Below are 22,081 nucleotides of genomic sequence, written 5' to 3'. Positions count from 1 at the left end.
TAATATTAGCCCAATACATCGAATTTCGTAATTTAGTGTCCTTAATAAAATAAGGACACTTTTTTTATGCTTCAAAAGCTAACCATTAACAACTACGCTTTAATTGATAACCTGGAGATAAGTTTTGGCAAGGGGCTAAACATCCTTACCGGCGAAACCGGGGCAGGTAAATCTATCATCCTGGGTGCTTTGTCGCTCATTTTAGGGCAACGGGCCGAGAGTCGTTACTTTTTTAATCAGCAAAAAAAATGCGTTATTGAAGGCCTGTTTAAAATTGACGGCTTTCATTTGAAATCGTTTTTTGAAGATAACGACCTGGATTACGAGACCGAAACCGTTCTGCGCCGTGAAATATCTGCCGATGGCAAGTCGAGAGCTTTTGTGAATGACACGCCGGTTAATCTGACCGCGTTAAAACAACTGGGCGAAAAACTGATCGATATTCATTCCCAACACGCCACACTCGAAATAAATGATCCGGAATTTCAATTGCTGGTAGTTGATTCCGTTGCCAAGCATGATGAACTGCTGAATGACTATCAAAGCAAATTCAAGGCTTACCGAAAATCTGTTACGCACCTTAACGACCTTATAGCCGATAGTGAAAAGGCAAAAACTGACCTGGATTATTTCCAATTTCAGTTTGATGAACTGGAAAAAGCCGCCTTGCATCCCGATGAGCAGGAACTACTGGAAAAAGAATTGTACGCTTTAAACAATGCCGAAGAAATAAAACGTAACCTGTTTGGTGCCTACTACCTGATGCAGGAAGGCGAGGCATCGGCATTGGTGCAACTTAAAGAAGCAGGCCAGCAACTGGGCAACCTGGAGAAATTTGATACACAGATAGAAGAGCTTCATCAGAGATTAAGCAGCACCATTATCGAACTAAAAGATATCGCTGCCGAAATTGAGATCATTGAGCAACGTACACAAACCAACGAAGCCCGGGTTGAGGAGATCAACACCCGCCTCAGCCTGATCTATAATCTGCAGAAAAAGCACCGGGTAAATACCAATGTCGAATTGTTGGCTATTCAGGATGATCTGTCTGACAAGATCCAGAAAGTACTATTTAGTGATGAGGCCGTAGAGCAACTGCAAAAACAATTGACTGCCGACAGAACCGAACTGGAGAAACTGGCAGGGCAATTAACCGCTAATCGCCTAAAAGCTATCCCGGCTATTGAAAAACAGGTACTGGCAACGCTGGCCGAAATGGGTATGAGCAATTCGGCATTGAAGATTGAGCATGCCCCCCTGCCCTCTAAAGGTGGAGTTAGCGAATCTGCAAACTCACCAACATTAGATAAGACCGGAGCCGATCATATCAAATTCCTATTCTCTGCCAACAAAGGACATGCACTGGCCGAGATGAGCAAAGTGGCGTCGGGTGGTGAGCTTTCCAGGTTGATGCTGAGCATTAAATCGCTTATTGCACAGTACACTGCTTTACCTACCATTATTTTTGACGAGATTGATACAGGCGTATCCGGGGAAGTAGCCAATAAAGTTGGGCAGATCATGGAGCACCTGGCCGATAACCTGCAGGTGATCACGATAACCCACTTACCGCAAATAGCCAGCAAAGGCCAGAATCATTATTTTGTTTATAAAGATGATTCGGCTGCTATAACCTATACGCGCATCAAACAACTGGACAAACAGGAGCGTGTACTGGAAATTGCCAAAATGCTCAGCGGTGATAAACCAGGTGAAAGCGCTTTGCAAAATGCAAGGGAATTACTTGGGAGTTTGCAGTAGATAGTTGCAATCGCAGTCATGCCGAATTTATTTTGGCCTCTCACAGCACAAAGTCAACTGCATATTTATGCTTAATATATGGGATGCTGAAACAAGTTCAGCACGACTATCCTTTAGTATATAGTAGACCGCAAACTAATTAATAAATCAATTATAAAAACAAAAAACATGGCTTATAATTTATTAAAAGGTAAAAAGGGGATCATTTTTGGTGCCTTGAATGATCAATCCATAGCCTGGAAAGTGGCTCAGCGCGCTGTACAGGAAGGTGCCGAAATCGTACTTTCCAACGCCCCTATTGCCCTGCGTATGGGCGAGCTCAATAAACTGGCCGAAGAATGCAATGCACCGGTTATTGCTGCCGATGTTACCAATAACGACGATATTAATAACCTGCTCACTAAAACGCAGGAACATTTTAACGGAGGTGTTGATTTTATTTTACATTCCATTGGCATGAGTGTTAACGTGCGCAAAAGCATTCATTACACCGAAAACAATTACGATTTTACCCATAAGGGCCTGGATATATCGGCGTTGAGTTTACACCGCGTATTACAGGCAGCCATGAAAATGGATGTTATTAACGAGTGGGGTTCTGTGGTAGCCCTAACCTATATTGCAGCCCAGCGCGTATTTCCAGATTATAATGATATGGCCGATAATAAGGCTTACCTGGAAAGCATCGCCCGCAACTTTGGTTATCAGTACGGCGTGAAAAAACAGGTACGCATTAATACGGTATCTCAATCACCTACCCGTACTACAGCCGGATCGGGCGTAAAGGGTTTCGACGGCTTTATTAACTATGCCGAAAAGATGAGTCCGTTGGGTAATGCCAGCGCGGATCAGTGTGCTGACTATTGCGTAACCCTGTTCAGCGATCTTACCCGTATGGTTACTATGCAAAACCTTTTCCATGATGGCGGCTTCTCCTTCACCGGCGTAACCCAGGCGGTTATCGAACAGATGGAGAAGTAAAAATTTCATATTAAACAAAAAGCCCCTTGTATATGCAAGGGGCTTTTTGTTTAATGTCTTTTTAATTATTGAGGCTGAGAATCAACCAAAACAACTTTTACAAGCAAATCTCTGGTAGGTAATAAAGCCGCTGTTCCGTCTGGCGTTTGTGCAAAAAGCTGAACCAGACTCTTAGAATGAGTAACACTGTAAGCGACACCGCTGTAGGTTTGAGGCAAAAGTTCATAAGTACCACCATTGTCCCCAGATATAGATACTATAACACCGTCATTTGCTTGGGTAAAGCTATCCAATTCAGGCAATTCACCATTTTTACCTAAATTAACTAAATAAGATTTTGTGCCGCTTGTAGGATCGGTATTTAGTACCCAATCGCCGGTATTGCTTGCGTTTGTACCGCCTTTAACGGTAAAAAACACGGTACGGTTAGATGGTGTAACGTATTTTTTAGTACAAGATGTTGCTGCCAGTAAGATAGTACAGCAAACGAGAGTCAAGATTTTTTTCATAAATGAATGTATTGGTTACTAATATTTAATAAGACGCAAATGTCATGAAAAGGTTTAACGTTTTTTATGCTATTTTATTTTTATAATATCATTAACTATATAAATCTGCAGGTACCACTAAACTAATTTTTTAGTTTAATTTTAAATATGCTTAAATCGCTGCTGCTCTTATTCCTCTTAAGTCCATTGTTCTGCTTTCCTCAGTTAAAAATTACAGGCAAAGTGGTAAACCTTAACGACAAAAAACCCATAGCCGATGCCAGCGTTTTTTTAAATAATGCCAGCGTTGGTAATAAAAGCGCAGGCGACGGATCTTTTACGCTTACCAATGTTCGGCCTGGTCAGTATGATCTCATTGTATCCGTTGTAGGTTATGAAACCTTTAGCCGAACCGTTACGCTCGTCAATAATAACCTGGTGCTCCCCGAAATTGGCTTGCTCCCCAAAACCATTGAACTTAACGAGGTAAAAGTTAAACCAAACCTCGATTGGGGAAAATATTATGACATGTTTAAACGTCAGTTCCTGGGTACATCGGCCAACGCGGCCCAATGCAAAATACTCAATCCCGATCTGCTTGACTTTGAATACGATGCTAAAACACGTATCCTTCAGGCCTCCTCTTATGATTTTTTGGAGATAGAGAATAAAGCCCTGGGTTATAAAATAAAGTATAAGCTCAACCAATTCACCTATAATAACAATAAGGGCTTTTTGTACTATGACGGTATATCGGTGTTTGAAGATCTTCCCGGTAGCAGCGCAAAAATCCGGAAATGGAAAAAGAAAAGACAGACTGCATACCTGGGTTCGCCGATGCATTTTTTACGCAGCATTATTACCAACCAATTGCTGCAAGAGGGTTTTGAGGTCTTGAGACTCATCCGCAAACCCAACCCCGAATATAAAGGAGGCCCGTTTGATGACAAGAACAAATATATTCAAACGTTGATCAGGCAGCCGCTTGATGTAAACGCCTTCGCTAAACGTACCGACCAGCCTGGTTTATTCGCGCTTGGTTTTAATGATTGTTTGTATATCATGTATAACAAAAGAGCGAGCAGCAACCCCGATATTTACCGCTCCCTGGATATGGATAAATCGAATTTTGCCACATCTATAGCTACGCTTGATGAGCACGAGGCTTACGCTTTTTTCGACAACAATGGCATTGTGCACAACCCGCGCAGTATCATATTTGAAGGCGACTGGACATCATACCGTTTTGCAGAAATGTTACCGGTCGATTATGAACCAATTGTACCAGCAAAATAAATTATAAAACAAAAAACCCGGCTTGTGGCCGGGTTTTGATTATCTAAAAGAAGAGTCAATTATTTCTGCTCTTCCTGTTCTGGCTTTTTGTTTTCGCCTTTTTTATCAGTGATCTTGATCTCGCCGGCTTCTTTGTCATAGTCAACTGCCATGATATCGCCTTCGCTCAGTTCACCTTTCAGTATTTCTTCGGCAATTGGATCTTCCAGGTATTTCTGGATAGCACGTTTTAACGGACGCGCACCAAATTGCGAATCATAACCTTTATCGGCAATAAACTCTTTAGCAGCTTCGGTGAGTTCAATTTTGAAACCTAAACCGTTAACGCGGCTAAACAAGAATCCCAATTCGATATCGATGATCTTGAAGATCTCGTCTTTACCTAATGAATTAAACACGATCACATCATCAATACGGTTCAAAAACTCTGGTGCAAAAGCACGTTTCAAAGCATTTTCAATCACACCACGTGAGTGCGTATCGGCCTGTAAGTTTTTAGCATTAGTGCTGAAACCTACACCCTGGCCAAAGTCTTTCAACTGGCGGGCACCGATATTCGAGGTCATGATGATGATGGTGTTCCTGAAGTCAACCTTGCGGCCCAGTGAATCGGTCAGCTGTCCTTCGTCCAATACCTGTAACAGGATGTTGAACACATCAGGGTGAGCTTTTTCGATCTCATCCAGCAATACCACTGCATAAGGTTTACGACGTACTTTTTCAGTCAGCTGTCCGCCTTCTTCATAACCCACGTAGCCCGGAGGCGCTCCTACTAAACGAGATACCGCGAATTTCTCCATATACTCGCTCATATCAATTTGTATCAGCGCGTCTTCGGTATCAAACATAAAACGGGCAAGCTCTTTAGCAAGCTCTGTTTTACCCACACCTGTTGGGCCTAAGAATATAAATGAACCGATAGGTTTTTTAGGATCCTTTAAGCCTGCACGTGTACGTTGTATAGCACGGGTTAATTTTTTGATGGCATCTTCCTGACCGATGATCTTGCTGCCAACGGTATCAGCCATGTGCAACAGTTTCTGACTATCAGCCTGGCCTACCCTTTGTACAGGGATACCGGTCATCATAGAAACTACTTCAGCAACATTATCTTCGGTTACAGTGTAACGTTTTGATTTTGTTTCGGCTTCCCATAATGCTTTAGCCTGATCCAGTTCAACCAGCAGATTCTTTTCAGTATCGCGCAGTTGAGCAGCTTCTTCGTATTTCTGGCTGCGAACAACCTTGTTTTTCTCGATCTTGATCTGCTCAATCTTTTGCTCAATATCCAGTATGTTTTGAGGCACGTGAATATTGGTTAAGTGAACGCGTGAGCCCGACTCGTCCAAAGCATCAATAGCTTTGTCTGGTAAAAACCTGTCAGTAATATAACGGGTAGTTAAGTTAACGCAGGCATTAATAGCTTCCGGAGTATAAGTTACACCGTGGTGCTCTTCGTATTTTTCTTTGATACGGTTCAGGATCTCGATAGTTTCAACAGGAGTAGCTGGTTCAACCATTACTTTCTGGAAACGACGATCCAATGCGCCATCTTTTTCGATGTACTGACGGTACTCATCTAAAGTGGTAGCGCCGATGCATTGAATTTCGCCCCTGGCCAAAGCAGGTTTAAACATGTTGGAGGCATCAAGCGAACCTGAGGCACCGCCTGCACCTACTATAGTATGTATCTCATCAATAAATAAAATAACATCAGGTGATTTTTCCAATTCGTTCATTACCGCTTTCATGCGCTCTTCAAACTGACCGCGGTATTTTGTACCGGCAACTAATGAAGCCAAATCCAGTGTAACCACACGTTTGTTAAACAATACACGTGATACTTTACGCTGAACTATACGTAATGCCAAACCTTCGGCAATGGCCGATTTACCAACACCTGGTTCACCTATTAATATAGGGTTGTTCTTTTTACGGCGTGATAAGATCTGCGATACCCTTTCAATCTCTTTTTCGCGACCAACAATAGGGTCAAGCTTTCCATCTTCGGCGGCACGGGTTAAATCGCGGCCAAAGTTGTCCAACACCGGTGTTTTTGATTTAATGTCCGATACCTTTTTAGGCTGGCTAAAAGCTTCTTCTTCTTTAAAGTCGTCGTCGCCGCCGGTTGGTGATCCGGGCATTTCGTCAGTTACATCATTTTTGTGTGATTCAACTTCTCCTTTAAATACTTCGTAGTTTACATTAAACTGCATCAGTATCTGTGAAGCAATATTATCTTCATCGCGCAGTATGGACAGCAGCAGGTGCTCGGTTCCAATTACATCGCTTTTAAATATCTTGGCTTCAAGATAAGTTATCTTTAGTACTTTCTCGGCTTGTTTAGTTAATGGGATACTGCCAATATGTACATTTGTTCCAATAGTTCCTTTTACGGCATCTTCAACGGCGCGGCGCAGTTTGGCTGTGTCAACGTTCAAACCTTTCAGCAATTTAATTGCAACACCGTCCCCGTCCCGGATAAGCCCCAGTAAAAGATGTTCAGTCCCGATATAGTCGTGCCCCAGGCGTAATGCCTCTTCCCTGCTATATTGAATAACATCTTTAACCCTCGGCGAAAATTTAGCTTCCATATATACCTTTCTATTTATGAACGTCCTAATCTATTAATTTTGTTTTTACAAACCACGACGCTTGACTTAACATTTATCAACAATATTGCCAACATTTAATGGTTTGCAGAAACAGACATTGATATGATACGCAAGCTATTAAAGTTTAGCTTTATTATGCAACTTTTATCAAAAAATTCAACGAATGGGTGAATTTTTTTACAATATACAAATGAAACACACCTATTTGATACAAAAAATTCAAAATAGTTTAAACATATTAACAATTTTTATCAGTAAGCCGGGTATAACTGGTAATTTCGTCATCAAGCATGACATTTAGGCATTAGCAACAATTTCCACACTGCTTATATAATATACGTAAAAACAACCCCAATAGTTGCTATAATGTTTATGTTTAACGCAATTATTAATTAACAAGTATGTGTAAATAACCTGATGCTGAGTACTTAACTCAAAAATATAATATGGATCGGCTTTTTTCGGGTAATCCGCCAATTTTAACCATATTTGAATTTCTTTTTTAATCAATTATATGGCAGACGAAAAGATCATATTTTCAATGGCTGGGGTTAGTAAGGTCTACCCTCCGCAAAAAACAGTTTTAAAAAACATTTACCTCTCGTTTTTCTATGGCGCCAAAATCGGTGTTATCGGTTTAAACGGCTCGGGTAAATCGTCCTTATTAAAAATTATAGCAGGAATTGATAAAACCAATATAGGCGAAGTGGTTTTTTCGCCGGGATATACCGTTGGCTACCTGAGCCAGGAACCTGAACTCGATCCCGAAAAAACCGTGCGCGAAGTGGTGGAAGAAGGCGTTGCCGAAACTACCGCCTTATTAAAGGAATACGAAGATATCAACGAGAAATTTGGCCTGGAAGAATATTACAGCGATGCCGACAAAATGGATAAGCTGATGGCCCGCCAGGGCGAACTGCAGGATCAGATAGATGCGGTGAATGCCTGGGAACTGGACACCAAGTTGGAGCGTGCTATGGATGCCCTGCGCTGCCCCGAGCCTGACACCAAAATTTCGGTACTGTCAGGTGGTGAACGCCGCCGGGTGGCATTGTGTCGTCTTTTGCTGAAAGAACCGGATGTTTTACTACTGGATGAGCCTACCAATCACCTGGATGCCGAGTCGATAGACTGGCTGGAGCAACATTTACAACAATATAAAGGTACGGTGATTGCCGTAACGCACGACCGTTACTTCCTGGATAATGTAGCCGGCTGGATCCTGGAGCTCGACCGTGGCGAGGGTATCCCATGGAAAGGCAATTATTCTTCATGGCTCGACCAAAAGGCCAAACGCCTGGCACAGGAAGATAAAACCGAAAGCAAACGCCAAAAAACCCTGGAACGCGAACTGGAATGGGTGCGCATGGGTCCGAAAGGTCGTCACGCCAAATCAAAGGCCCGTTTAGGCAATTATGAAAAACTGGCCTCAGAAGAAACTAAAGAGCGCGAAGAAAAACTGGAGCTGTTTATTCCGCCGGGCCCGCGTTTGGGTAATGTGGTGATCGAGGCCAACGGCGTAAGCAAATCATACGGCGATAAATTATTGTTTGATAACCTGAGTTTTTCTTTACCTCCTGCGGGTATCGTGGGTATTATCGGGCCAAACGGCGCGGGTAAAACCACCCTGTTCCGTTTGATCACCGGGCAGGATCAGCCGGATGCAGGTACTTTCCGCGTAGGCGAGACCGTTGCTTTAGGTTATGTTGACCAGCTGCATGACGACCTTGACCCTAACAAATCTGTTTGGGAAAACGTAACCGGCGGATTGGAAACCATCATGGTAGGCAACAAACCACTGAACTCCAGGGCCTATGTATCTAAATTTAACTTTAACGGTGCTGATCAGCAGAAAAAAGTAGGTGTGCTATCGGGCGGTGAGCGGAACCGGGTACACCTTTCTATCACTTTGAAAAAAGGATCGAACGTTTTGCTGCTGGATGAGCCCACCAATGATATCGACGTAAACACATTGCGCGCACTGGAAGAAGCCCTGGAAAACTTTGGCGGCTGCGCCGTAGTGATCAGTCACGACCGCTGGTTCCTGGATCGCATCTGCACGCACATCCTGGCTTTTGAAGGTAACTCGCAGGTATACTTTTTTGAAGGAAATTACAGCGATTATGAGGAAAATCGCAAGAAACGCCTGGGTGATATAGCGCCGAAGAGGATCAAGTATAAGAAGTTGACGGTGTAAGCACCCCTCTAAATTTTCTTAAAGAGAAATCCACATAATATATCATTGCGAGCGAAGCGTGGCAATCGCGAACTATGCAAATCACCACTGTATAGCATGCGATTGCCACGCTTCGCTCGCAATGACATATTTTATTTGCTTATTTTATCGTAATGATTAAACATAAGCCTCTCCCACCTTACCCCTCCGTTAATTTCCTGTCATAATATGCAACAATCCCCAAAAATTGGCCTAACTATCAATTCCTTATCTCAACACAACAAAAAAATTCCTAACTTGCCATTTTCTAAATTATAAACACATAAGGCCATGACTGAGACGCTGGACATCAAGATCACCAAAACCGCACATTCCCGTTTAGCTGAAACGGATTTTGACAACTTACCATTCGGAAAAACATTTTCTGACCACATGTTTGTGGCCGATTATGCTGATGGTGAATGGAAGAACCTGCAGGTCATTCCCTACGGCGAAATTGGGCTTAGTCCGGCTATTTCTGCACTGCATTACGGACAAGCATTTTTTGAAGGGTTAAAAGCCTACAAACATGCGGATGGAAAAGTAACCATTTTCCGTCCGGACAAAAACGCTATTCGCCTAAACAAATCGGCCGAGCGTTTGTGCATGCCGACACTGCCCGAAGAAATATTTTTACAAAGTATGGCCGCTGTGGTTGATATCGACCGCGAATGGGTGCCTGCCAAAGCTAACCATGCTTTATACATCCGCCCCTTTATGTTCGCTACCGACCCGTACCTGGGCGTAACACCGTCTGCTACCTATAAATATATGGTAATTGCAGGCCCTGTTGGACCATATTTTTCAAAAACACTACGCGTTAAGATCGAAACACACTACACCCGCGCTGCCGAAGGTGGTATGGGCTTTGCCAAAGCGGCAGGTAACTATGGTTCATCTATGCTACCGGCACGTAAAGCAACCGAAGAAGGTTTTGATCAACTGATCTGGACCGATGCCAAAGAGCATAAATACGTTGAAGAAATGGGCGCGGCAAACGCCATGTTCCTGCTGGATGGTGTGCTGATCACTGCCGAAGCAAAAGATACCATATTGGACGGCGTAACCCGTGATACTGTTATTGCTTTGGCTAAAGAATGGGGCATCCCGGTTGAAACACGCAAAGTTTCTGTAGCCGAAATTATTGAAGGCGCTAAAAATGGCAAATTGACCGATGCCTTTGGCGCAGGTACTGCGGCTACTATAGCTTCTGTAGGTTCGATAAGTGTTGACGGAGAAGAATATTTCCTGAGCGATCCCAAAACACGCGAATTCTCTCAAAAAGTATTAAAAACGCTCGACGCCATTAAATATGGTAATGCGCCTGATACTTACGGCTGGAATTACCTGGTAGGCTAATTAGACTAACCCATAAAACAAAAGAGGTGCACCAAATGGTGCACCTTTTTTTATGCAACTGTCATGCTGAGCCCCGTCGAAGCATGGTGGGCAGGCCTTTACGCGCGATCCTTCGACAAGCTCAGGATGACAGCCCTGTTTTATTCTAAAAACTACAAGCAGCAGCCGGTTTTATGCCTTCTTTATCAACCGTTAAAACAGGTTTATCATTTTTAAAAGTTACCACCCAAATGGTATCGTAATCATTATCGGACCATTCCAGGTCTTTAACTTTGAGGCCGAGTGATTTTAGTATAGATTTGATCTCGTTGTGCTCCCATACTACCAATATAGTACCTTTTCTACCAGCCAGATCCTCAGCTATATCTTTAGTGTCCTCTTCTTCAAAAGTACTGTTGATGGTTAAGTTATACTTAATGGCAAAAGGCGAAATGGTTTGAAACATGCGCGCCCTTGGCGTTGATTTACCCAGGTGCAGGGCAGGTACATACACACGATCAGGTATACCGAATTTGGCTTTTAAAACTCCCGGCAATTTTAGCGCCCGGTTCAAACCTGTACAAGACAGGTTATCGCCATCAGCAGGTTTCTCGGCGTGACGGATAAAAACCAGCTTCAAATTTTTGCTTTGCGCGCTGGATCTGCAATTTGCAAAACAGACCAGTAACAGAATTAAGGCAGGTAAAATGGCTATTCTCTTTATCATAAGTATAATTGTCTGAATCAGGATTTTCAGAATTAAAGAATGAACAAAATAATAATTCTCAAATCGAACATCCGAAATCAAAAGTTCCCCTTCAGTGGGTTAGGGGGCTTACTCCACACTAACGGTGAGCCCTTCCTGCTGTAATATTTTCCGGTAGATCTCCATTTCGGTAAATGAACCTTCCAATACGGCGCATTTGCCTTCATTATGTACTTTCCAGGCTATCTTTTCGGCTTGAGCTTCGGAGTAATCGAGATATTTCATCATACAATGGATCACGTGATCAAAGGTGTTAAAATCATCGTTCCATAATATCAGGCGGTGAACTTCTTTAAGTCCTGCCAGTATCTCTTCGAGTGTAAGTGTTTCTTCCTGTGTTTCGGTTGGCATACGTAACTACAAATTTACTTAAAAACAATAATAAAAGTGTTAAAATTGTGTTTTATGGGCTTAAAAATCATGTTACAATATAGCGCCGATCAAAAACCCTAAACTCCCCAATCTCATGAACAAGACAATACCCCATTTAATTTTAGCATGTACCGTTCAGCTATTAACAACCGGTATAACACATGCCCAAACCGCAAAAAATGCCCAGTCTATATTAAAGGCTCCATCTGGCCCGGTTACCATTGATGGCGACCTTAAAGACTGGGGCGACAGCCTGCGTTATTTCAATGACGAAAAAAAGATCAATTACACGCTGGCCAATGACCAAACGACGCTTTACGCTGCTATAAGGATCAGTGACCGGATGGACCAGATCCGGACCTTAAACGCGGGTATTACCCTGAGCATTGATACCAAAGGCAAAAAGAAGGAAAGTTTTTCCCTTACGTTTCCGCTGGCCGATCCGGGAACCCCGCCAACGTTTGGTAAACGGGATAACCCAAGCGGTGATATTACCAAAGAAGACCGTGATGAGCTGATGCGTGAACGTGTAACCAAACTGCGTAATATTAAGGTAGTAGGTTTTAAAGATATTGAAGGTGATATGATAACCACCTCAAACACTTATGGCATTAAAGCCGCTATTGATTATGATGCCGAAGGTAACCTGGTTTATGAAATGGCCATACCCTTACAGTTTTTTCATGCAGAAGACATCGCCAAAAGTGAATGGGCATTTAACTTTAAAATAAACGGACTGCAAAGAGCCAAAGGAGACGGTGCCGAAAATCCCGATCACCAGAGCGGTGGTTTTAGCGGAGGTGGCGGGGGCAGAGGTGGTCGCGGTGGTGGAATGGGAGGCGGTGGTGGACGCGGTGGCAGAGGCGGTCGTGGTGGCGGCGGAGCTGGCGCAGGCGGAGCTGAAAGCGGCCGCAGCGAATTAGCCAAATCGATTGATTTCTGGGAGAAGTTTTACCTGGCGAGGTAAAATTCAAAAGTTAAAATTCAAAAGTCAAAAGTCAAAAAACTTGTCATGCTTAAGCATCTGAATAAGTAAAAAGTCAAAATCCATATCGGGTTTTGACTTTTTACTTTTGAATTTTGACTTAAATAGAAATCTACTCTACCTTGTACTTCAATACCTGCCTGCCCAGGTTACCAGCATCATTGATTCCTTCTATCACAATGCGGTAGATGCCTTTGGTATCCCCGTTAAAATAGTTGAAGGAGGCCTTCCCGCTGGCATTCGTGTTAACATTGTCCTGCCAGTATATGGTTGTTCTTAAATCTGGCGCCGAAGAACCGTTGCCGCTATCATATTTAGGAGAATAAAAACTTCGGGCTTTATAATATCCTTTATATGGATAAGTGATAACACCAGTAGGCGATTCGCTTGTTACAAAACCCTGCGTGCCCCGCTTAGTAGTGATAACTAAAGCCCCCCCTATCATGCTCGATCCATAAATACTTATAAAGGAAGCGCTTCTTAATACCTCAATGCTGTAAACATCATTGTAATCAATACTATTTAAAGCTTCGCCCGATAAAACCACGCCGTTTATAATTACCGACATCTCCTTTTTGTTCCGGGTATTGACCGGGCTGCCATTATAATCAAAAGACACACCTAATAGTTTACCGTTTAAACAATCTGACAACCTTGAACAACCCATCAGTTTATTGCCCATAAAGATCTGATCGGCATTACCTGCACCGTTCAAATTGGAAGAAAAGCCCAGATCTGGTTTCTTATTCAATTTTGTTGAACGGATATTAACCTGCTTCAATACGGTTGTATCTGTACCGGCCGCTCTTCTGGTAGTAACCACAATCAATGGAGCTGAGCCCACCAAATGAACACTTTCTATCTCTTGAGGTGAATAGCTCCCTAAAGCTTCTTTATCCCTGAACACCCCATCAATCATAACGCGGTCATTTGACTCTACTTTGATCCTCCCTACAGATGGAGGTATGCTAAACTTGTGAGTTTCTGGCGCTAACCAGAATAAGCCATCCTGCAATGAAGTAAATTGAGGGCCGCGTAGCTTGGTCATATCTACCACACGTTCCTCCCTTGTCCCGTATTTATTTGTAATATCACCCTTTAAACCTTTCTTCCCTTTAATTACTACTTCTTTAAGTACATTTACCTTTGTTAAAGAATCTATTTTTTTCTGTTTAATATAAGCATCATAGCTTTCCTGGGAAACTGGGCTTACATCTGCTGATAAATTCCGGTCGCCGGAAGTACCCCCGGTTTCAACCAATTTATCAACCTTCGGATAATCGGGCTGTTTAATAAATATGGCTACGTTTTTACCATCATTTTGCTTACGCCCCTGGACTACAACTTTGGCCGTATCCGAAAGCTCCAGGTTTTTAAACATAAAATGGCCACTGGCATCGGTTACGGTATCCTTAAATACATTTTCCCGACTCGAAAACAGGTTCACTTTTCCATTTGGTAAGGGCTTGCCTCCGGGTGTTTTTATAGTACCGGTTAATTCCAAACCTTTTTCGGCAAGGAAATTTATGGGCGCTGGTTTTTCATTGAATATCTTTTTCCATTCAAAGCGGCGATATCCCTGGGTCAGCATCAGCACATCCAGATCCGCTTCTGTTTTTTCAGTCGTGTTATTAAAATAATAACCAGGCCTTTCTATATGCCCTTTCAACTCAGATGTTAGCAACAAGTTGCTAAAAATTGTGCTTTCTGCATCTTCATCAACACCTGCCCGAGTTTCATTAATTACAGCTACCGAGAAGTTCCCCAGGCCGCTTGAACCGGGGTCTTTTAAGTCGATATTCACGGTTACTTTTTGTCGCGGGGCAAACTTTTTGTCGGCGATAGTGGCGTTCAGGTGGAGTGTGTCATTCGTTCGGATGAATGCGATACGCTCGTTCAGTGGTTCTGCTTTTTGTGTAAATAAGGTAAACTGTGTAATACCAGATGGAAAACGGTCTTTTTCGATACCGATCTGATAAATAGGATTATCCAGTTTAAATGAAGTGGTATAATAAACCTTTCCGGCCGATTGCGCGACCAGGTAATAGGTTTCATGCAAACTGGCATTCATCGTTTTATCGGCCGCGTTTATTTTTACGGTTATGCTATCCTGTCGCCGGTTGTTAACGGTCAGCACAAAACCCTCCTCCTTCGCTTTGGGCAGATCAACCATAAAGGGTGTTCCGCCCGGTATTGTTACTTTAGCTTTATATATTTTATTGGCCTGGGGAGTAAACGCGAATACGCCCATACCCAGGTGCTGGGTGCTAAAAAAAGCAACCTCTGTCCCTTCATTATCAACAATTGCTCCTTCAACATCTGCACCCTTACCATCTGCACCAATCACTTTAATGGCCACCTTTGATCGTAAACCCATGACCAGATCTCCACCTTCCGGAAAAAACTGGACATCCGTTTTTTGCATGGCATCCTGTTTAACAGGCGCTACAACACGATACTGCATCCCAACATTTACAGGCTGATCATAAAACCCATCGGTACCCAAATTACGCATCCAGTTGGTGTATGCTCTTATGCGATATGTTCCGGGATTTAGAGAACGAGTCAAAGTAAAATCGCCCGAAGCCAGTCCGTCATCCATGGGCAGGTTAATACGGCGGATCACTGAATCCTTGTCATTGATCAACTCGGCGTGTAACACATTGCTCAGGGTAGATAGTTCATGTGAGGCACCCGAAACAGTATAGGCTTTAAACCAAATGGTATCACCAGGTAAATAGTTGGGGCGGTCAAGGTGCAGGTATGTTTTTTCGGCAAATTGATTGTTCGCAAACCCCTCTACCCTCGAAACCAAATTTGTTAAACCAGAATCGGCTTTGGTGTTAACCGATGGATCCTCTTCATAATCAGCAGGCAAAAGTTCTGCCACCCTATTCCTGCCCCATACTCCGCCTAACATAACATCGTCGGGGTTAACGATCCATCCATTATTATCGAAAAAAGCGTAAGCTTTTGTAAACTCTACTAAAGAGCTCGCATTACTATTAGGATCAATTAAGTTGTTGACGGATGCTTTTTTGTCGAAATGATGATTTTTGCTGTATGTAATAAAAAGAGCGTCCTTATCACACCCTAAGGCATACAATCCTTCCTGATCCGTTTTTTTCCCAAAATCCGAAGCACTCAGCGAAAAATCATCAAGCTTAAGTGCCGTTTTGTTTAACCTGGATTTTTTATTCCAGAAAGTCAAAGAGTCACGATCTTTACTGGTTTTTGATTTGATATCGCTAAACAATTTTACCCTTGCGTTGATCACACTGTCCGTTGGTCTTTCAGGATTAGGCCCCTCCGATAATCGCTGAACCTTAAAACCTTCTTCATTGAGTTTATTATTAATTACCGACCGTAAAAAATGCATGCTTGAATTTCCATAAACCTGGCGCCTCATTTTTTGCCAGCGTTTTTCGTCAGATGGCGATCCCTTCATTTCTTCAAATAAAGCAAAGCCTTTATATGACATTTTCTTGTTTGCCCAGTTTTGGTTATTCAGAACAAAGTTAGCCAGCAGGTATTTTATATTATACCCTAAAGCCATGTTTTGGATAACCAGGAAATCAACAGAAGAGGCTTTAAGTGTATTGGTGCCGGCATCGTAATCAAAGTCGAGCAATTCGGGGTTGATGATCTTACATTCCCTTGCCAAGTCGGAATTTCCTAAAAATTCGCTTTTGAGCCAACCCAGATAAAGTTGCCGGTTTTTATCGTCCACGGCTTTTACTTTTACCTCTTTTAACTCCATTGTTTTAGGAGTTATCATAATATCCGGCAATTTTACATCCCCGGTAGTAATTATAATCGGTTGATCAGAGGTTTCGAAACCAACAATAGAAATAACAAGCTCGTATTTCCCGGGCTTTACATTGCTTAAAACAAATGTACCATTAGCTTCTGTTTTGTTGCCAATGGTAGCATTGCTTAAAAACACGCTGGCATTAGCTACCGGCTTATTATCAACCTGATTTAGAACCTTGCCCGATATAGATATTTGTGCCAGGCAATTGAATGAAAACAATGTTAAACACAATAAAAAACCGGCAAAGAGTATTTTCATAGAAACAGTTAATAGTAATAGTAAACAGGATAATATACGCAATAAATTACCAACTATAAACCTACTCTACTTTATATTTAAACACCTGCCTGCCCAGGTTGCCTTCGGCATCCATACCTTCGATAATAATACGATAAGTACCCTTTGCATCGGCATTAAAGAAGGAGAGCGAAGTATTACCATCTTTGTCGGTGATGATCTTAGGGTTCCAGTATATCGTCGACCGCAGATCTTGCATTTGCGTGTTTGTTTTAGGATCATCATACTGTGGCGAATAAAATTCACGGGCCTTGTAATATCCCTTAGGCGAGTATGTAACCACACCCGGCGCATAGCGATTATAAACAGCGCCCTCGTCGCCGCGTTTGGTGGTGATCACCAGTAATCCGTTACCTCCGCGGAAACCATATATAGCGGTGTTACCTATGGAGCGCAAAACTTCAATACTGGCAATATCAGATACTACTATATTGTCTAAATAATCAGCTTCCATATAGATCCCATCAACAACTATCTGCATTGGGCCACCTCCACGGGTTGAATAGGGTTTACCTCCACGAAACTGCACACCCAAAAGCCGACCCTGTAATATGTTGGAAAGATTGCCTCCCATATTCTCCAGATCCTTGTAGGTTAAAACCTGGTCGGCATTTCCTGCCCCATTTAAATTCGACGAATGTTTTACCGCGGTGGTACGGGTATCTTTTACAACCACCTCTTTAAGCACAATGGTGTGATTTCCGATACCATATTTTACCTGCTCATTGAACAATTTTTTACTATTTTGAAGATATACTGAACGTCTATCACTCACATTTACCTGAAGATCGGCAGCATTTTTATTTTTCCCTACCACTTGCGGAGCTATGTTATCCAGCTCTATCTGCAGGTTCTTCCTGTCCTTGGCTGTACGGGCCTGCACCACAAATTTGATACTATCCCTAAACACCAGGTTATTGAAAGTAAACTTTCCCTGGGCATCAGCTACCGTATCTAAAATAAATGTGCCACCGGCAGTAGTAAACAGCGTTACCTTTCCATTAGGTACAGGTTTACCGCCAAAGGTTTTTAAATGTCCGGTTACCTGTAATGTTTTTTCGGGCTGATAAACTATCGGAGGGAGAGCATCATTGATCACCTGTTTCCACTCAAAACGACGGTAACCCTGGGTAAGCATCAGTACATCAAGATCGGCCTTTGTTTTAGCGCTTTGATCTGTAAAATAATAGCCAGGCTTTTCGATATATCCCTTCAGATCTGAACTCAGTAATATGCTTGAAAAAATACTTTCTTCATTAGTTTCATCAACCGGCACTTTTGACAGATCAATAACCGAAGCCGAAAAGCTACCTATAACGGGTTTATCTTCTTTATTTTTCGCATTCAGGCTAATGGTCACCTTTTCGCGCGGAGCGAATTGCTGCTTAGGTGCCGAAACCGATAATTTAAGCTGATCCGGGTTCTGAATAAATACGATACGTTCGTTCAGTGGCTCGCCATTGGCCGAAAACAAAGTGAACTGTACAATACCCGATGGAAATTTACTCTTCGGAACAACCGCTCTGAATGTTTTACCATTATCTGAGCTTTTAGCAGCATAATAAATTTCGCCGCTGCTTTGAGCCACCAGCATGAGGTTGCCAGCTGGTGCAGCGCTCTGCGCAAGAGCCGACCCTGGTAATATTTTTGCCACTAGGTTATCATCACTAGAATTATCTATGCTTAAAACGTAAGCGTTATCAACTGCTTTGGGTAAGTTAAAATCGCCCACAGAGCCATCCGCAAATATAACGTGGACTTTATAGGTTTTGCCGCTCATAGGGGTTAAATTAAACACGCCCATGCCCAGGTGAGTACTGTTAAATGTGGTTACTGTTTGGTTTTGATCGTCAACAACAGTGCCTTTTATATCAACACCCAGACCATCGGCACCAACCGCTTTAAAAGCTACTTTTGAACCGGCATCATTCACCAGGGTACCACTTTCCGGAAAAAATTGCACATCTACCTTGGCTGATACGGCTTTGATAGGCACCACCTTGGTGATCACTTTTTTATCAACCAGTTTGATATTGGCAATAATGTTACCGGTGACCGCCGGATTTGGGGTGGTATTCAGAAACGAGGCAGTCAGGTCGCCTTTATCATTGGTTATCCCCTTGCCCTTAAAAACGGCTTTTCCATTCAGTTCAACACGGTAACTTACCTCATTACCAGCGTAAGGCGATCCGTTTACATCGGTAAAATTGATCAACGCGTTCACCTTTTGCTTGCCGTTCTGTTCGCCGTAAGTATAGTCGGTTTTGGTAAAAACGGTATTGCCAATACCTTTGGATATGGTGATGGTTTTATCAAAAAAATAGGCGTCGCCCGCGTTACGCATCCAGTTGGTATAGGCCCTTATGCGGTAATTTCCATCCTGCATGGTATCGGGCAGGGCAAAATCACCATAGGCCATACCACTAATGAGCGGTAATTTAATGCTGCGTTTTATGGAATCATCTTCGCCGATCAGGTCGACATTTAAAATTTCGCTATAAGCTGATAGCTGGTGCTTGCTGCCAATGGTTACGTAAGCCTTAAACCAGATATCGTCGCCAACAGCATAGTAAGGTTTGTCCAGATGCAGGTAAACTTTTTCCTGCGGATGTTCGGCACGCCATTTATAAAGCTGGTCGACCAGTTTACTGAGCAGATCATCGCCTGGGCCTGTGAAACCGAAAATTACCGTAGCAATCACAGTTATCAATAAGCCGACAGATACTTTTTTGAATGTTATCATGGTAAATAAAGTTTAATCTACACAAAATATCTAATCAGGCGATGAGTTGTGAGGTTTTAGGTTATATGTAAGGTTAATGTACGATGTGTTTAAGCTATATAAATAACTTAATTTTCACTTTGACCTATCCCAACAACAATGGTTTAATCGTTCTGAAAAAAAATCGATTAAAACTTATTCTTCCACATCATGCTTTCAACAGGGCGTGTTGTAGGGTTATTATATTTAGCGTTGCTTTTGGTATTATATAAGGTTTCAATCTCGCCTTCAACCACAAAATAGATCAGTTGACCAATGGGCATACCTGCATAGATGCGTACAGGCTGCGCGCATGAAATTTCAAGCGTCCATGTATTGCAAAAACCAACATCGCCTTTACCCGCTGTGGCATGTATATCAATACCTAAACGACCGGTACTTGATTTTCCTTCCAGGAAAGGTACATGGCTGTGGGTTTCGGTATACTCCATGGTAACTCCAAGATAAAGCGTATTAGGCTGCAGGATAAATCCTTCTTTTGGTATCTCAAAGCCATCAATTTCGTTATGCAGTTTGGCATCCAGCACCCTGTCGCGGTAAGTGGCCAGGTGTTTGCCTAAATGCACATCGTACGAGTTGGTACCCAGGCATTCGCGTTTAAAGGGTTCAATAATAATACTTCCTTTTTCAATTTCTTCGAGAATGCGCTTATCTGATAATATCATGGTAGGGCCTAAATTATAATTAATTAAAACAATAGGCAATATGCAGATGATAAAAGGTAAAAAGTTAAAGGCGAAAGGTAAAAGGCTTTTAATCATGAATATTGAATTTCCAATGATGAAGGATACAGGGATCAGGAAATATCATTATTCGAAATTCAGTGTTCGTTATTCGATATTACGTTTACCTTTTTGCCTTTTACCTTTCGCCTTTAACAACAATTATTTAATTAAATTTATTTGACATAAGTTTGCTACCTATTTTGCAATTTTACTTATTATGGCTATAGCATACAGGCAGCGTATCGACGATGATACCGAATTTGCGCTCTGGAGAATTGAAGAAGAGGCTGACGACCTGTACAAACAACTGCAACTTGACGAGGACGAAAAAGCTTATGTTGAGAAGCTAAGCAACGGCAAGCGCCACCTGCACTGGCTGGGCACCCGTGTGCTACTCCGAAAAATGCTGCATACCGACGAGTATATTGACTGCAAAGTTGACGCCCATGGCAAGCCCTACCTGGTAAACCTGCCCTATCATATATCATTGAGCCATTCTTTTGATTATGCTGCGGTGATGATCAGCAAAACACATAAGGTGGGGATAGATATTGAGATGATCAAACAAAAGGTAGAGCGCATTGCCGGTAAATTCCTACGGCCCGACGAAAGAGCTTTTATTAACGATGAGCATAAAATTGAGCAACTATACGTTTGCTGGTGCGCCAAGGAAGCCATATACAAATGCAATGGTGAAAAAGAGGTGTCATTTGCCGATAATATTTTTCTGGATCCTTTTAGTTTTAACACACGCGGCGAACTAAGTGCGCGCCTGCATAAAAATAATATCAACCTTGATTATGTGGTGAGCTATATGCAATATGAAGGTTACATGGTAGGCTACGTAAAGGGACAAATGTAATGAAGAACAAAAAAGTATTTTTTCAGGATTGGGGTTTGATCGATTATCAGCAAGCCTGGGATAAGCAGGAAGAGTTGTTTGCTGCCACGGTAAAAACCAAACTGGATAACCGCCACAGCGAACTGGCTTATGAAGCTGCCACACAAACACCTGTAACAGCAGATACCTTTGAGCCTTTTGAACCCGAAGAAACTTTTAACTACCTGGTATTCTGCCAGCACCCGCATGTATACACCTTAGGTAGTAGTGGCAAGTTTGAACATCTCTTGCTCGACGATGCCGGCTTAAAAGAAAAAAACGCCACCTATTATAAAATAAAACGTGGTGGCGACATCACTTACCACGGCCCTGGCCAAATTGTATCGTACCCGATATTGGACCTTGAAAATTTCTTCACCGACATACATCTGTACCTGCGCACGCTGGAAGAAGCCATTATATTAACTCTGGCCGATTATGGTTTAAAGGCTGGCCGTTACGAGGGCTATACCGGTGTTTGGTTTGATGCCGATAATGAAAAAGCCCGCAAAATATGTGCTATGGGTGTACGATGCAGCCGCTGGGTAACCATGCACGGGCTGGCTTTTAACGTTAATACCGATCTGGATTATTTTAATAACATAGTGCCCTGCGGTATTGACGATAAAGCCGTAACCTCCATGCAAAAAGAACTGGGTCGTGAGGTTGATATAAATGAAGTAAAAGAAATCCTTAAACATCATATTTCCGTATTGTTTGATATGGAGATATGATGATGAAAGCATTATTTTTAATTTTATTT

15 protein-coding genes are annotated in these 22,081 nt (G+C 42.5%); 8 read left to right on the top strand and 7 right to left on the bottom strand.

Annotation, left to right across the window (positions count from 1 at the left end; all coding sequences use genetic code 11):
* Nucleotides 1-66 precede the first annotated feature (66 nt).
* Both recN and BLR84_RS20140 read left to right on the top strand, forming a co-directional pair.
* The gene (recN, locus tag BLR84_RS20145) at nt 67-1,764 is read left to right on the top strand and encodes a DNA repair protein RecN (RefSeq protein WP_090471687.1); all 1,698 of its coding nucleotides are present in this window, start codon (nt 67-69) and stop codon (nt 1,762-1,764) included.
* Between the two features lie 168 nt (nt 1,765-1,932).
* Nucleotides 1,933-2,745 (top strand): enoyl-ACP reductase FabI, encoded by an 813-nt coding sequence (locus BLR84_RS20140; protein ID WP_090471686.1) that lies wholly within the window; start codon nt 1,933-1,935, stop codon nt 2,743-2,745.
* Between the two features lie 65 nt (nt 2,746-2,810).
* Here the strand turns inward: BLR84_RS20140 and BLR84_RS20135 are convergent, their stop codons facing one another.
* Nucleotides 2,811-3,254, bottom strand: coding sequence for a hypothetical protein (locus BLR84_RS20135; RefSeq protein ID WP_090471684.1), 444 nt, complete (start codon nt 3,252-3,254; stop codon nt 2,811-2,813).
* 147 nt (nt 3,255-3,401) lie between these two features.
* Here BLR84_RS20135 and BLR84_RS20130 point away from each other — a divergent pair, with 147 nt between their 5' ends.
* Complete coding sequence (locus BLR84_RS20130; protein ID WP_090471682.1) at nt 3,402-4,529, top strand: carboxypeptidase-like regulatory domain-containing protein; 1,128 nt, start codon at nt 3,402-3,404, stop codon at nt 4,527-4,529.
* A 59-nt stretch (nt 4,530-4,588) separates the two neighbouring features.
* On the opposite strand, the gene BLR84_RS20125 is transcribed toward BLR84_RS20130, so the two are convergent.
* On the bottom strand, nt 4,589-7,123 hold the full coding sequence (locus BLR84_RS20125; RefSeq protein ID WP_090471680.1) for an ATP-dependent Clp protease ATP-binding subunit: 2,535 nt from the start codon (nt 7,121-7,123) through the stop codon (nt 4,589-4,591).
* A gap of 535 nt (nt 7,124-7,658) precedes the next feature.
* On the opposite strand from BLR84_RS20125, the gene ettA reads away from it, so the two are divergent.
* Together ettA and BLR84_RS20110 are read left to right on the top strand one after the other, a co-directional pair.
* Nucleotides 7,659-9,341, top strand: a complete 1,683-nt coding sequence (ettA, locus tag BLR84_RS20115) for an energy-dependent translational throttle protein EttA (protein ID WP_090471677.1) — start codon at nt 7,659-7,661, stop codon at nt 9,339-9,341.
* Nucleotides 9,342-9,650: 309 nt separating this feature from the next.
* A complete protein-coding gene (locus tag BLR84_RS20110) occupies nt 9,651-10,718 on the top strand; it encodes a branched-chain amino acid aminotransferase (protein ID WP_090471675.1) in 1,068 nt (355 codons plus the stop codon).
* A 145-nt stretch (nt 10,719-10,863) separates the two neighbouring features.
* Here BLR84_RS20110 and BLR84_RS20105 read toward each other — a convergent pair whose 3' ends face one another.
* Together BLR84_RS20105 and BLR84_RS20100 are read right to left on the bottom strand one after the other, a co-directional pair.
* Nucleotides 10,864-11,424 carry a histidine phosphatase family protein gene (locus BLR84_RS20105; protein ID WP_090471673.1) on the bottom strand — a complete coding sequence of 187 codons (561 nt, stop codon included), beginning with the start codon at nt 11,422-11,424 and terminating at the stop codon, nt 10,864-10,866.
* Nucleotides 11,425-11,532: 108 nt separating this feature from the next.
* A complete protein-coding gene (locus BLR84_RS20100) occupies nt 11,533-11,814 on the bottom strand; it encodes an ATP-dependent Clp protease adaptor ClpS (RefSeq protein ID WP_076379060.1) in 282 nt (93 codons plus the stop codon).
* A gap of 115 nt (nt 11,815-11,929) precedes the next feature.
* On the opposite strand from BLR84_RS20100, the gene BLR84_RS30110 reads away from it, so the two are divergent.
* On the top strand, nt 11,930-12,802 hold the full coding sequence (locus tag BLR84_RS30110) for a hypothetical protein (RefSeq protein WP_176852112.1): 873 nt from the start codon (nt 11,930-11,932) through the stop codon (nt 12,800-12,802).
* 130 nt (nt 12,803-12,932) lie between these two features.
* Here the strand turns inward: BLR84_RS30110 and BLR84_RS20090 are convergent, their stop codons facing one another.
* From BLR84_RS20090 to dcd, 3 genes are all read right to left on the bottom strand, one after another.
* Complete coding sequence (locus BLR84_RS20090; protein WP_090471671.1) at nt 12,933-16,892, bottom strand: carboxypeptidase regulatory-like domain-containing protein; 3,960 nt, start codon at nt 16,890-16,892, stop codon at nt 12,933-12,935.
* A gap of 61 nt (nt 16,893-16,953) precedes the next feature.
* A complete protein-coding gene (locus BLR84_RS20085) occupies nt 16,954-19,674 on the bottom strand; it encodes a carboxypeptidase-like regulatory domain-containing protein (protein WP_090471669.1) in 2,721 nt (906 codons plus the stop codon).
* Between the two features lie 167 nt (nt 19,675-19,841).
* Complete coding sequence (dcd, locus tag BLR84_RS20080) at nt 19,842-20,378, bottom strand: dCTP deaminase (RefSeq protein WP_090471751.1); 537 nt, start codon at nt 20,376-20,378, stop codon at nt 19,842-19,844.
* Between the two features lie 277 nt (nt 20,379-20,655).
* On the opposite strand from dcd, the gene BLR84_RS20075 reads away from it, so the two are divergent.
* Together BLR84_RS20075 and lipB are read left to right on the top strand one after the other, a co-directional pair.
* On the top strand, nt 20,656-21,300 hold the full coding sequence (locus BLR84_RS20075) for a 4'-phosphopantetheinyl transferase family protein (RefSeq protein WP_090471667.1): 645 nt from the start codon (nt 20,656-20,658) through the stop codon (nt 21,298-21,300).
* Nucleotides 21,300-22,052, top strand: coding sequence for a lipoyl(octanoyl) transferase LipB (gene lipB / locus BLR84_RS20070; RefSeq protein WP_090471665.1), 753 nt, complete (start codon nt 21,300-21,302; stop codon nt 22,050-22,052). Before BLR84_RS20075 ends, lipB begins: the two co-directional genes overlap by 1 nt.
* The last annotated feature ends 29 nt before the right edge of the window (nt 22,053-22,081 follow it).

The sequence above is a fragment of the Mucilaginibacter sp. OK268 genome, from assembly GCF_900103125.1.
Taxonomy (GTDB): domain Bacteria; phylum Bacteroidota; class Bacteroidia; order Sphingobacteriales; family Sphingobacteriaceae; genus Mucilaginibacter.
This window is presented reverse-complemented; position numbering and strand designations above follow the sequence as displayed.

Excerpts from the sequence above, each read along its gene's own strand:
- recN (WP_090471687.1), top strand. The coding sequence starts at position 67 with ATGCTTCAAAAGCTAACCATTAACAACTACGCTTTAATTGATAACCTG.
- BLR84_RS20140 (WP_090471686.1), top strand. The coding sequence starts at position 1,933 with ATGGCTTATAATTTATTAAAAGGTAAAAAGGGGATCATTTTTGGTGCC.
- BLR84_RS20135 (WP_090471684.1), bottom strand. The coding sequence starts at position 3,254 with ATGAAAAAAATCTTGACTCTCGTTTGCTGTACTATCTTACTGGCAGCA.
- BLR84_RS20130 (WP_090471682.1), top strand. The coding sequence starts at position 3,402 with ATGCTTAAATCGCTGCTGCTCTTATTCCTCTTAAGTCCATTGTTCTGC.
- BLR84_RS20125 (WP_090471680.1), bottom strand. The coding sequence starts at position 7,123 with ATGGAAGCTAAATTTTCGCCGAGGGTTAAAGATGTTATTCAATATAGC.
- ettA (WP_090471677.1), top strand. The coding sequence starts at position 7,659 with ATGGCAGACGAAAAGATCATATTTTCAATGGCTGGGGTTAGTAAGGTC.
- BLR84_RS20110 (WP_090471675.1), top strand. The coding sequence starts at position 9,651 with ATGACTGAGACGCTGGACATCAAGATCACCAAAACCGCACATTCCCGT.
- BLR84_RS20105 (WP_090471673.1), bottom strand. The coding sequence starts at position 11,424 with ATGATAAAGAGAATAGCCATTTTACCTGCCTTAATTCTGTTACTGGTC.
- BLR84_RS20100 (WP_076379060.1), bottom strand. The coding sequence starts at position 11,814 with ATGCCAACCGAAACACAGGAAGAAACACTTACACTCGAAGAGATACTG.
- BLR84_RS30110 (WP_176852112.1), top strand. The coding sequence starts at position 11,930 with ATGAACAAGACAATACCCCATTTAATTTTAGCATGTACCGTTCAGCTA.
- BLR84_RS20090 (WP_090471671.1), bottom strand. The coding sequence starts at position 16,892 with ATGAAAATACTCTTTGCCGGTTTTTTATTGTGTTTAACATTGTTTTCA.
- BLR84_RS20085 (WP_090471669.1), bottom strand. The coding sequence starts at position 19,674 with ATGATAACATTCAAAAAAGTATCTGTCGGCTTATTGATAACTGTGATT.
- dcd (WP_090471751.1), bottom strand. The coding sequence starts at position 20,378 with ATGATATTATCAGATAAGCGCATTCTCGAAGAAATTGAAAAAGGAAGT.
- BLR84_RS20075 (WP_090471667.1), top strand. The coding sequence starts at position 20,656 with ATGGCTATAGCATACAGGCAGCGTATCGACGATGATACCGAATTTGCG.
- lipB (WP_090471665.1), top strand. The coding sequence starts at position 21,300 with ATGAAGAACAAAAAAGTATTTTTTCAGGATTGGGGTTTGATCGATTAT.